Source organism: Paenibacillus sp. GXUN7292 (genome assembly GCF_050864975.1).
Classification (GTDB): domain Bacteria; phylum Bacillota; class Bacilli; order Paenibacillales; family Paenibacillaceae; genus Pristimantibacillus.
On sequence record NZ_JBOZWO010000077.1, the window covers coordinates 1 to 10,950 of the forward strand.

Here is a 10,950-nt window from a genome sequence, read left to right on the forward strand (position 1 = left end):
CCATAAATCATAGAAAAAGCCTATTATAACCCCGAATAGCGGAATGTGTGACCGCGAAATTGAAAAAATGGCGGTTTTAAGGCGAATAGCGGAACGTATGACCAACAGCAGACCTATGCCCAACAGCGGCCATATACCCAACAGCAGACATATGCCCAACAGCGGCCATATACCCAACAGCAGACCTATGCCCAACAGCGGCCATATACCCAACAGCAGACATATGCCCAACAGCGGATCTCTGCTCAAACTTAATCTTTGTAGCAGCATTTGTTTACCATTTCTTGTTGTCATATCCCATTGAATTGACAGTCTTTCTAGATTCGTTAGCTTCCGAAAATGTAAGAGGCGGGAGATTTTTTTTCTACTTATTGTAATCTACTAACTATTATGGTATTTTCTAAAGAATAAAGAGTAAGCGCTTTTATTTGAAATTATAAGAATGTATAAGTTTTTTCTATAAACTGTTCTTATAATTCATCGGTAAACGCGCCCTGTCCTAAGGACAGTGAAGCCGTCTATCGATGAGCCGCAGATAACAGCATTGATACGCAGAATGCAGCGTGATTCAAATAATGATTATTTTCAATGAGGGGGCTTTGCCATGTCAGAGCAAATGATGCCGCTAGAACAATTTTTAAAGCTGGATACCGATGAGCAGGTAGAAAAATTAAGAGGATGGAAGCTGACCCATACTTTGAAGGATATTCGGGAAGCGTGGAATTTCAAGCACTCTGCACAATACTACATGCTGCTGAAAAAGCTTCGCATATACGAAAGAGTAGTGAACAAATCCGATAAGCTTATTCCTATTCATGAGCCGCAAGGATATGCATATAGAGAAGACAGGCAAATTCGTGAGGAGAAAAGCGTCAAGACGCGTGAGGATCATTTTTCCTATCAGTTGAATACAACACTGAGCGGTGTTGAGCTGGCGGAGAAGCTGGAGCGGGCAGCCCATTTTTTGCGTGGAGAAAATAAAGCGATTACGATTCGTCTTCATATTGAAGCAGCAGATACGGAATCGAATACGAGCGAGTCAAGCTAAACCAATGATCAAGTAAAGCACACCCCTATATACGCAGGCTGGACGTAATTGCAATAATTTGTCCAGTGCGCATAGGGGTGTTTTTGTTGACCGGGGTCAAATCGTCAATCTATTTGCGCAGCTTGCCCAGCTCAGATACAAGCGCTTCTACCTCGCTGATACTGAAGCTGTCCTTGGACGAAACAATATCATACAAGTCCTTTATGTCCTCATATTTATCACTGTCAAAGCTGGAAGCCTGCATAGCCGCAGCAGTAGCCATGCGCAGCTTCGTTTTAATCGCGTCGATCATAAACTCTACATTTTCCAAAGAGTAGTTTTGCAAATTAGTCATTCCGAATCCTCCAATCGTGTTTGACCATTATTGTACCATGTTTTGTATAGACCATGCTCATAAATGCCTGGGAAGAGCGAGGTTGGAACGGGAGAAGCGGCAGCGTTCGCCTTTGTGTAACAATTTTAACTTCTAAAGGGTTTAGCAAATATAGTGGTATTATGAATTTGTTTCGTATTACAATAGATGGATAGCAGGATATCGCACACCGATGTTAAATATAGATTAATTAAGTGGAAAAGAGGGGAATGCATGCCGGATCAGTGGCAGCAATATATTCATACCTGGGTCGAGAAAGATGAGCTGCTGCAAGCGACTTTAAGCCAGCCGCGCCGCAAAGACGGCAGTATAGCCTCAAAAACGATCGTAAGAGCCGTTTTATTGAAAAATGTGCTGCATTTTCAATTTGAATATCACGTTGATAATAAAGTGCTGCATGAAAATGTAGATAAAAGCCTGACGAGCAGTAAGCTTGTCTCATTAATCGAAGAGAATTACCGTCAAGTTCTATTTAAAACTAGACAAGAGGAGGTTCAGCTGCTGCTGAGCAAGAAAGGTAAGGCGGCGATGCGCTCGCAAAAAGCTGCAGGTAAAGTGCAGCAGACAGATTTACAGCATAATCGTCAAAAGCAGCGCGTGCTCGAGGAAGGCACAGCTGTTCCGTTTCTGGTCGAGCTGGGCATTATGGCGCCAGATGGAACAGTACGTGCGAAAAAGCAGGATAAATATCGCCAAATCAATCGGTTTTTGGAGATGGTGTCGGATATATTGCCGGCACTGCCAGCTGATCGCCCGCTTACGATTGTAGATTTTGGCTGCGGCAAATCCTATTTGACGTTCGCGCTGTACCATTTGCTTGCGGTTCAGCAAGGCAGGGAAATTTCAATTATCGGGCTTGATTTAAAGGCCGATGTTATTGCCTTTTGCTCGGAGCTGGCGCGCAAGCTTGGCTACGACAAGCTGAAATTTTTGGTAGGCGATATCGCCGATTATGAGGAGCTGCAGTGCGCCGATATGGTCGTTACGCTGCATGCCTGCGACACTGCGACTGACGCTGCGCTTGCTAAAGCGGTACGTTGGGGCGCTTCTGTCATTATGTCTGTGCCTTGCTGTCAGCATGAATTGTTTCGTCAAATTGAAAACGAAGCTTTATCTCCTCTGCTGTCGCATGGCTTGCTTAAGGAAAGATTTTCAGCTCTGGCAACCGATGCAGCTAGAGGGCAGCTGCTTGAGGTAGCTGGCTATAAGGTGCAGATGCTTGAATTTATCGATGCCGAGCATACCCCTAAAAACATCATGATTAGAGCAACTAGAAGCCAGCGGCAAGGGAAGGCTTCTGCCCAATGGCAGGAGTATTTACGATACAAAGAGCTGCTCCATATTACGCCGGCATTAGAAAAAATGCTGTTTGAAGACGTTAAGTCTGAAATGGATGAATAACGGGGACGAATGGGTGAGCCGCAGTGGATTGGATTATCTGGATTGACCTAAGTATGTTTTTAGTGCTTTTGGGGCTGTTTGTATATGTATTCTCATCCAGTTCTATCACGGCGTTAAATCGTATTTATTTACTGCTGCATATGGTTTTTATGGTGTGGCCACTGACTCAGTTTGCATTGCAGGCAAGCAGCGATATATTGTATAAAAAGTTTTATTTGGTCTGTTCCTATATAGGGCTTTCTATGCTGGGATTTGCCTGGTTTATTTTTATACTGTATTTAACGGGTCGAACCAATATTTTTCGAAAAGGCCGGGCTGTATTGCTCGCGCTTCCGGCGCTTGCTTCTATAGCAGCTGTTATATGGAACCCGCAAGGCATATTCGTGTCGATTAAGCATGCGCCTGAATTCGGCAAGCAGCTCGATAGCGGCCCGCTTTTTTGGTATATGATTGCACAGCTGCTGCTGTACATGCTAGCCTCTTCTATTATAATGGTTTATTGCATGAGGAAGGAGCAGTCGCCCCGTTATCGGCAGATGATCAAGACGGCCATGATTGGCATGATGACATTGCTGGCTTTTTCTTTAATCGACCTGCTGCTCAATGTCGTGTATAAAGAGTTGTTTCTCAGCTATATTCCATTCATTTCGATCGGTCTCACGGTTGCAGCATGCTATATTGTTTTTGCTGTCACCCGCAACAGAGTATTTGATATAATTCAAATCGTCCAGCGCGATGTGATGAATACGATGAGCATGGGGATTATCGTGCTGGATGAATACAATATGGTAATCGATATGAACAGGGTTCTAAAATCCTATCTTCGGCTGAGAATAGGAGATATTTTCAGCGAAGATTTACTGGCTGCGCAATTGAAGTTAGGCTCAAGGGTTCAATTCGGCCATTATTTTGCCGAGCAGCGCAAGCGCCCAATGAAGCGAATAGAATTTCAATTGGAGCTGGAGATGGACGAAACGAGATATATTATTGTGCAATCGGCACCTATACTCGATCCGCGCAAAAAAATAGTAGGACGTGTAATTACATTCCAGAATATTACTGAAATGCGCAAGCTGGTGGAAGAGACGAACAGGCAAAACACTTTGCTGCAGGAGCGGAATAAAGAATTGCTGATCGTACAGGATGAGCTGTACCGGGCGAACAAAAAGCTTGAATATATGGCAATTACAGATGGATTGACCGGCTGCTACAATCGGCGCTACCTCATGCAGCAGCTTGAGGATGAAATAGCGGTCAAAAAGTACAGCGTGCCTTTTTCTATTTTTATTTTTGATCTGGATCATTTCAAGCGGATTAATGACAGTTACGGCCATTTAATTGGCGATGAGATTCTTTGCAGTACGGTAGATGCAGTTCGGAGCGTGCTTCGCCCTGCAGATGTGCTGGCGCGGTATGGCGGCGAGGAGTTTATGGTATATTTACCTCGCACGAGTCATGCGCAGGCGATGGAGATTGCGCATAAAATTAGAGGACAAGTAGAAAATAACACAATTATGCTGGAAAACAGTACAGAGCTTCTGTCCGTGACGATCAGCATGGGTGTCATTTCAATCGACGAACATACCTTATTAGTACAGCCGGATTCCAAGCTTTTGCTGCGTGAACTCGTTCATGAAGCAGATGCGGCTTTATACGAAGCTAAATTCAGCGGAAGAAATCGGGTAGTAGAACGCAAGCTGGCGTCGACCAGTTATTCAGCGCAGTAGGATAGTCATTGATCTAATGTTCTGATAAAATAATTAAACGTAAGTAAAAGCTTTACTTTTTAAAGGCGGGAAAAGCTGTGAGAAGAATGCAAATCGATAGAGTTATGCCTGGAGATATAGTAGCCAGAACGATATTTCAGGAAAATGGCAGTGTGCTGCTTGGCGAAGGCGTAGAATTAAGTGATCGTTATATTGAACGATTGCGTAATTTAGGTATCGATTTTTTATTTATTGAGGACGGCAAAACGGCGGATATCGTTCCGGAAGATACGATACGGGATGAAACTCGAAAAGAGGCTGTTAATGAAATTTATAAAACGATGAATGCGTTCAAGGATGACCCGGGCATTCAAGGCCGTACGATTGCGCCGGATATGGGAAAAAATTTTCGGCGCGTCTTTGGCAGCATTATGCAGGATTTGGCTACGAGACCTACTATGCTCGTTAACTTGTCGACGATTCATTCGAATGACGCATACTTATTTCAACATTCCTTTAATGTAGCCGTGCTGGCAGGCATTATGGGCATCGCCAAGGGCTTGAATCGTAATCAGCTGGAGGAGCTCGGCATCGGCGCATTATTGTTTGATATAGGGATGACCAAGCTACCGAAGCAGCTAGTGCAAAAACAGGGCCCATTGACCGCCGATGAGCGGGCCTTGCTGCAGACTCACCCCAAAGAAGGCTTTAATATTCTTAGAAAATATCATGATATTTCGATCGTGTCTGCTCATTGCGCGCTGCAGCATCATGAGCGTTTTAATGGCTCTGGTTATCCGCGGCAGCTGCAGAGGGATGAGATTCATCTTTATGCGCAAATTGTCGGATTAGCCGATACATTTGATGCACTTACTTCGCCAAGGCCATATCGCAAGCGTTATACCGCGAGTGAAGCGATCGAATATTTATTTGCGGCAGGCGGTACTTATTTTGAGCTTGAATTAATTAAACTGTTTTGCAACCATATATCTGTTTATCCCGTTTCCACCACTTTGCTGCTTAGTACAGGCCAGACGGTAGTCGTAACCGAGAATAATGAGCTTGCCGTGCATCGCCCGCAAGTGCGTGTCATCAAGGAGGCGGATGGCAGCGAGCCGAAATCGCCATATGAAATCGAGCTGAAAAATGAAACGCATATTACGATTACAAAAGAGCTTTAAACAAAGAGAAGCCTTTCTATTTTACAGTGATCAAGCTGTAAGTAGGAAGGCTTTATTTATAATATAGAAGTTATCGCACATATGTATCATTACGGCACATCATTAGCCAAGGATTTGAAGCGTTTCTTCTTGTATGTAAATTTGTTTTGAATATACTAGACAGTAAGGTAAAATAATGAGAAATGGGAATAGAAATGAAGCCATAAATCGAAGGAGCCGGACAAATTGGATGAATTTGCACGTATTTCATATTGGACGGATCATCGTGCTCGCGCCGAGGATGAAAAGCTTCGCGGTGTTGTGCATGGCATAGGCGATGATGCAGCAGTGCTTGATATTAGCCGGGCGCCGGAAGATGTGATTGGCGATAAGCAATTAGTTGCATCAGTTGATACGATGGTTGAGCAGATTCACTTCAACGAGCGCACGATGCGGGATGAGGATGTCGGATATAAGGCGGTAGCAGCATGTGTGAGCGATATTGCGGCGATGGGCGGCGTGCCTTTATATGCCTTGATATCTATCAGTGTACCAAGTACTTATAGTGCGGATCGTATACACAAGCTATATAATGGTATTTATGACTGCGCGAATCGTTATGAATTATCTATAGTAGGCGGCGATACGACATCAGCGCCCGAGCACCTCGTTCTATCTGTCACTGTTATTGGTGCAGTGGAGGCAGGGGCCGCTTTGCTGCGTTCCAGCGCGCAGGCAGGCCATGCCGTATTTGTTACCGGGCTGCTGGGCAAGTCGGCAGCGGGTCTGCATGCTTTGTCGTCTGGCCGCATTGAGAAAAATATAGCTGAGCAGCAATATTTATTTTCACTGGCGGAGGCTCATCAAAGGCCCAGCCCGTCCGTTGCAGCAGGGCGCATTCTGCTGCAAGCCCAACGAAGCGGCGGTGGCGCGCTCAATGATGTCAGCGACGGCTTGGCTAGCGAGGCATGGGAAATTGCCGAAGCTTCCGGGGTTCGTATCGTGCTTGAGGAGGAGCAGCTTGTCTGCTCGGACGAGTTGATTGCTTATGCTAAGGAGCTGCAGCAAGACCCGCTGCAATGGATATTGTACGGCGGGGAAGATTATATGCTGGTAGGCACGATGAATAGAGTGCAGATTGATCATGTCGCGGAAAGTTTCAGGCAGGCAGGCTTGCCTTTTTACATAATTGGGTTTGTAGAGGCAGGCGAGCCGGAGGTTGAGCTGCTGACGAGCAGGATGAAGCAAGCGCAGGCTGGCCAGAGAAGGATTAAGCTTGCGAAGCGGGGATATAATCATTTTAATGGATAAGCAGGTGATAGTATGACGCAAATCGTTGCAGAGACGGTTTGGATCGCTAATTCCGAAGAGGAGACAAGGCAGCTGGCTCGAAAATTGGCGGGCTTGGCAGAAGCGGGCACTGTCATTGCACTCGATGGCGAGCTCGGTGCGGGGAAGACTGCTTTTTCAAAGGCTTTTGCGGAGTCGCTTGGCGTGACTGGCAATGTAAATAGCCCAACTTTTACAATAATTAAAGAATACGAGGGCACTAAGCTCCCGTTTTATCATATGGATGTGTACAGAATTTCACTGGAAGAAGCGGACGAGCTGGGGCTGGATGATTATTTTTTTGGCAAGGGAGTAACGATTGTAGAGTGGGCCAGTCTGATTGAGGAGCTGCTGCCGCAAAATCGTCTGGAGCTGTATATACACTATTTAGATGAAAATAAAAGGCAGATTGCGCTTAAAGCTCACGGGGCGCCTTATACGGACTGGTGCTTGGCGGTACAGCAGATGGGAGAAAGAAACGATGACACAAATAGATAACATAGGAAAGAAGCATGACCTTACAGTGCTTGCAATAGATACTTCTACGGCTGTAATTGCCTGTGCGGTTACACAAGGGAATGCAGTGCTTGCTGAAATTCAGTCGCTGGCTGAAAGAAATCATTCTGTTAATGCGATCATACATTTGCAGCAGCTGCTGGAGCGCAGCCAAAAAAATAAAGAGCAGTTGGATGTGATTGCTGTCGGGCATGGACCTGGCTCTTATACAGGCATGAGAATTGCTGTTACAGCAGCAAAGACGCTTGCTTGGGTGTGGGACAAGCCGCTGATTGGCATATCGAGCCTGGAGGCTGTTGCGTATGGGGGCTGGCAATCGGGGCTTGCCCGGGCCATTCAGCCGGATGCAGGCGAATCTGCTCAAACGATCCATATCGTTAAGCCCAAACAAAATGAAGAGCATTGGATTTTGCCAGTGATGGATGCGCGCAGAGGGCAAATCTACGGGGCGGCGTTTAGCGGTCACAGCGATGGCAGCTGGAGCCGTATGAAAGAGGATGGCGTGCTGCTCATGCTGGATTGGGTGGATGTTATGCTCAGCAGGCTTGCAGAGGAAAGCAAGAGAGGCATAGCCATTCATATATGGGTAGTTGGCGATCTGTCCATGCATGAGGAGCAGGCTAACCGTCTGCGGACGGAGGCTGCGCTAATAAGCAGCGGTACAGTGGTCACACTTATGCCATATGCTCTGGAAGGGCGCTGGATCGCGGAGCTTGCCCGGAAGCAGCTGGCGGATGGACTGCCGTACAGCACGGGAGCGGAGATTCATTCGTTTGCTCCAAATTATACCCAGCTTACGGAAGCGGAAGTAAAGCTGAAAGAGAAGCATGCGCTGGAACGGAGCGGTCGATAATGGAGCAGTTGGATAAAAGCAAGCTTCGTTATCGAGCGATGACAGCCAGCGATATTGAACAAATTACCGTCATTGAGCAAGAGGCATTCACTGAGCCTTGGACAGCGGAAGCCTTTCTTAATGAGCTGGTAAATAATTTGTTTGCCAAATATATGATCGCAGAGTATGCCGGTGAGATTGTCGGTTACGGCGGCATGTGGATTATAATTGATGAAGCTCATGTCACTAATATTGCTATCCGCAGCGGCTTTCGCGGGATGGGGTTTGGTCATCTGCTGCTGACAGAGATGAAGAAGACAGCCAGCTGCTTCGGCGCATTGCGGATGACGCTTGAGGTGAGGGTATCCAATGATGTCGCGCAAAGGCTGTATGCCAAGCATGGCTTTGAAGCGTCGGGCATTCGTCCCAATTATTACTCTGACAACAATGAGGATGCCGTCATAATGTGGGCTGAGCTGGATCAAGAGCGGATGAAGATAGGAGAGAAGAAGCCGTGAGTATGCAAGCTGAGAATCGAAATGAAGCCAACAAAAAAGATTTGATACTGGCTATTGAAACAAGCTGCGATGAAACCTCTGCGGCTGTTGTTGAAGGCGGAAAAAACATTTTATCGAATGTGGTCAGCAGTCAAATAGATGTGCATGTACGCTTTGGCGGAGTAGTGCCGGAAATCGCTTCTCGCAAGCATGTAGAAACGATTACGCTCATTATGGAGGAAGCCGTTAAAAAGTCTGGCTATCGCATGCAGGACTTATCCGCGATCGCAGTTACGCAAGGACCCGGTTTAGTAGGGGCGCTGCTTGTAGGCATCATTGCTGCTAAAAGCTTGGCGATGGCGCTGCAAATTCCGCTAATAGGCACACATCATATCGCAGGACATATTTATGCCAATGAGCTTGTCGATGATATTCAGTATCCCTGCATGGCTTTGGTAGTGTCTGGCGGACATACGGAGCTTGTGCATATGGAGTCTGAGGGTGTCTTCGATATTATTGGGCATACGCGCGATGATGCAGTGGGAGAAGCTTACGATAAAGTAGCTAGAGCACTTAAGCTGCCTTACCCAGGCGGACCTCATATCGACAGGCTGGCAGCAGAAGCGCAGTCAGCTATTGCGCTGCCTAGAGCTTGGCTGGAGGAAGGAAGCTATGACTTCAGCTTCAGCGGCCTAAAATCAGCTGTGCTTGCCGCGATTAATACGGCCAGCATGAAGGCTGAGCCGCTGGACGCTGGGACAGTAGCGAAAGGCTTCCAGCTTTCTATAATAGATGTGCTTGTAACTAAGGCGATGCGCGCAGTGAAGCAGTACGGCTCTAAGCAGCTGCTGCTTTGCGGAGGAGTAGCTGCCAATAAAGGGCTGCGGACGGCGCTTGCAGAAAGCTGTGCGGCTGCAAATGTTCCGCTGCTCGTTCCACCGTTGGCATTATGTACAGATAATGCGGCTATGATCGGTGCTGCTGCGCAGCTTAAGCTTGCAAGAGGCCAATATACATCGCTTGATATGAAGGCGGAGCCTGGATTATCATTAGAGGAATGGTCGGTAATGCAAGGATAGGAAAGGAGTGTTGTGCGAGATGGAAATAATATTTATTATGCTGTTAGTTATTATTATTTTACTTCTGCTGCATATCAATTCCAAAATCCCGCCGCGTGATTTTACGAAAGAAGCTGTACAAAAAGCTGTAGAGCGAGATATGAAAAATCAACAGGATCATAAGCTATAAATAACACGTAACAGTAAAGCGTATGATTTCGTGCACAGGCTGCATGAAATTATACGTTTTTTTATGCATGAAACAGAATATTGCGTGTTTGGCTGCGCGAGATGGGGGCGGTTTGGCGCTTGTTAACTGTAACGAATTGTTGCAGAAGCTAACGAATTCAGACAGCGCTATTTGGCTTTAATTTGCTATTTTCAAAATCTAACGAAGATGAGAAGCCTTATAGGACCGAAAAGCGGCTCCAAATGGCGGTTTGTTCACAGTTAACGCAATGTGGATTCGTTACAAGTTCAAAAGGGACATTTTTGGGGAAATAGCGCATCTCAGTTTCGTTAGAACTAAAAGTGTCAAAATGGTATGAAACAGTGGCGCAAGTGCAGGTTAGTATCGTTGTCCCTCTACTTAGTGAATGAGCTGAAATAGGTGTCTTGGTTCTTCTAAGTGGATTTTGTCTGGCTGATTAAAAAGTATTTTTCTAACGAAGCTGGCGAGATTGTCCATTCATTGTGAATGATGCAACAAGCAATTGAAGAGGTGGCACTTCGATCAAGTTTGGGCTTACGACCGCTATCGCTTCTCCAGTCCCAATCTTGCTCTCCGTTCCCCTATTCTTTTGCTTATCAAATGTTGCCCAAAATGAATGTACATGGTCACACGTTCCGTTATTTGCCTAAAAACTGCCGTTTTTTTAATTACGCGGACACACATTCCGCTAATCGTGTCTAAATGGGACTTTTTCTTCGATTTATTGACCAATAGCGGAACGTCTGTCACTTTACCTTCTCAAAACTGCGGTTTTGGGCCAAATAGCGAAACGACTGACCATCTAGCGAAGACCAGAAA

The 10,950-nt window shown here is 46.1% G+C and carries 11 protein-coding genes; 10 read left to right on the forward strand and 1 reads right to left on the reverse strand.

The features are described 5' to 3' along the window. The first annotated feature begins 604 nt into the window (after positions 1 to 604). Positions 605 to 1,048, forward strand: a complete 444-nt coding sequence (locus tag ACRRU2_RS28035; protein ID WP_331697968.1) for a hypothetical protein — start codon at positions 605 to 607, stop codon at positions 1,046 to 1,048. A gap of 109 nt (positions 1,049 to 1,157) precedes the next feature. Here the strand turns inward: ACRRU2_RS28035 and ACRRU2_RS28040 are convergent, their stop codons facing one another. Beyond that, positions 1,158 to 1,382: a DUF1128 domain-containing protein gene (locus ACRRU2_RS28040; RefSeq protein WP_432506714.1), complete on the reverse strand. Its 225-nt coding sequence runs from the start codon at positions 1,380 to 1,382 to the stop codon at positions 1,158 to 1,160. 252 nt (positions 1,383 to 1,634) lie between these two features. Between ACRRU2_RS28040 and ACRRU2_RS28045 the strand changes: the two genes are divergently transcribed. From ACRRU2_RS28045 to ACRRU2_RS28085, 9 genes are all read left to right on the forward strand, one after another. Continuing rightward, entirely contained in the window at positions 1,635 to 2,822 is a 1,188-nt protein-coding gene (locus ACRRU2_RS28045) for a class I SAM-dependent methyltransferase (RefSeq protein WP_432506716.1), read from the forward strand. A gap of 23 nt (positions 2,823 to 2,845) precedes the next feature. Then, the gene (locus ACRRU2_RS28050) at positions 2,846 to 4,549 is read left to right on the forward strand and encodes a histidine kinase N-terminal 7TM domain-containing diguanylate cyclase (RefSeq protein WP_432506718.1); all 1,704 of its coding nucleotides are present in this window, start codon (positions 2,846 to 2,848) and stop codon (positions 4,547 to 4,549) included. A gap of 77 nt (positions 4,550 to 4,626) precedes the next feature. Then, positions 4,627 to 5,709 carry an HD-GYP domain-containing protein gene (locus tag ACRRU2_RS28055; RefSeq protein WP_432506720.1) on the forward strand — a complete coding sequence of 361 codons (1,083 nt, stop codon included), beginning with the start codon at positions 4,627 to 4,629 and terminating at the stop codon, positions 5,707 to 5,709. A 225-nt stretch (positions 5,710 to 5,934) separates the two neighbouring features. Then, positions 5,935 to 6,999, forward strand: a complete 1,065-nt coding sequence (thiL, locus tag ACRRU2_RS28060) for a thiamine-phosphate kinase (RefSeq protein WP_432506722.1) — start codon at positions 5,935 to 5,937, stop codon at positions 6,997 to 6,999. Positions 7,000 to 7,011: 12 nt separating this feature from the next. Continuing rightward, positions 7,012 to 7,515 carry a tRNA (adenosine(37)-N6)-threonylcarbamoyltransferase complex ATPase subunit type 1 TsaE gene (gene tsaE / locus ACRRU2_RS28065; RefSeq protein WP_331697962.1) on the forward strand — a complete coding sequence of 168 codons (504 nt, stop codon included), beginning with the start codon at positions 7,012 to 7,014 and terminating at the stop codon, positions 7,513 to 7,515. Continuing rightward, the gene (gene tsaB / locus ACRRU2_RS28070) at positions 7,499 to 8,386 is read left to right on the forward strand and encodes a tRNA (adenosine(37)-N6)-threonylcarbamoyltransferase complex dimerization subunit type 1 TsaB (RefSeq protein WP_432506724.1); all 888 of its coding nucleotides are present in this window, start codon (positions 7,499 to 7,501) and stop codon (positions 8,384 to 8,386) included. Before tsaE ends, tsaB begins: the two co-directional genes overlap by 17 nt. Continuing rightward, positions 8,386 to 8,883, forward strand: coding sequence for a ribosomal protein S18-alanine N-acetyltransferase (rimI, locus tag ACRRU2_RS28075; RefSeq protein WP_432506726.1), 498 nt, complete (start codon positions 8,386 to 8,388; stop codon positions 8,881 to 8,883). The genes tsaB and rimI overlap by 1 nt, the downstream gene beginning before the upstream one ends. 2 nt (positions 8,884 to 8,885) lie before the next feature. Next, positions 8,886 to 9,941, forward strand: a complete 1,056-nt coding sequence (gene tsaD / locus ACRRU2_RS28080; RefSeq protein WP_432506730.1) for a tRNA (adenosine(37)-N6)-threonylcarbamoyltransferase complex transferase subunit TsaD — start codon at positions 8,886 to 8,888, stop codon at positions 9,939 to 9,941. 19 nt (positions 9,942 to 9,960) lie between these two features. Then, a complete protein-coding gene (locus ACRRU2_RS28085; RefSeq protein WP_432506728.1) occupies positions 9,961 to 10,110 on the forward strand; it encodes a hypothetical protein in 150 nt (49 codons plus the stop codon). Positions 10,111 to 10,950: the final 840 nt, after the last annotated feature.

Excerpts from the sequence above, each read along its gene's own strand:
- ACRRU2_RS28035 (WP_331697968.1), top strand. The coding sequence starts at position 605 with ATGTCAGAGCAAATGATGCCGCTAGAACAATTTTTAAAGCTGGATACC.
- ACRRU2_RS28040 (WP_432506714.1), bottom strand. The coding sequence starts at position 1,382 with ATGACTAATTTGCAAAACTACTCTTTGGAAAATGTAGAGTTTATGATC.
- ACRRU2_RS28045 (WP_432506716.1), top strand. The coding sequence starts at position 1,635 with ATGCCGGATCAGTGGCAGCAATATATTCATACCTGGGTCGAGAAAGAT.
- tsaE (WP_331697962.1), top strand. The coding sequence starts at position 7,012 with ATGACGCAAATCGTTGCAGAGACGGTTTGGATCGCTAATTCCGAAGAG.
- tsaB (WP_432506724.1), top strand. The coding sequence starts at position 7,499 with ATGACACAAATAGATAACATAGGAAAGAAGCATGACCTTACAGTGCTT.
- rimI (WP_432506726.1), top strand. The coding sequence starts at position 8,386 with ATGGAGCAGTTGGATAAAAGCAAGCTTCGTTATCGAGCGATGACAGCC.
- tsaD (WP_432506730.1), top strand. The coding sequence starts at position 8,886 with ATGCAAGCTGAGAATCGAAATGAAGCCAACAAAAAAGATTTGATACTG.
- ACRRU2_RS28085 (WP_432506728.1), top strand. The coding sequence starts at position 9,961 with ATGGAAATAATATTTATTATGCTGTTAGTTATTATTATTTTACTTCTG.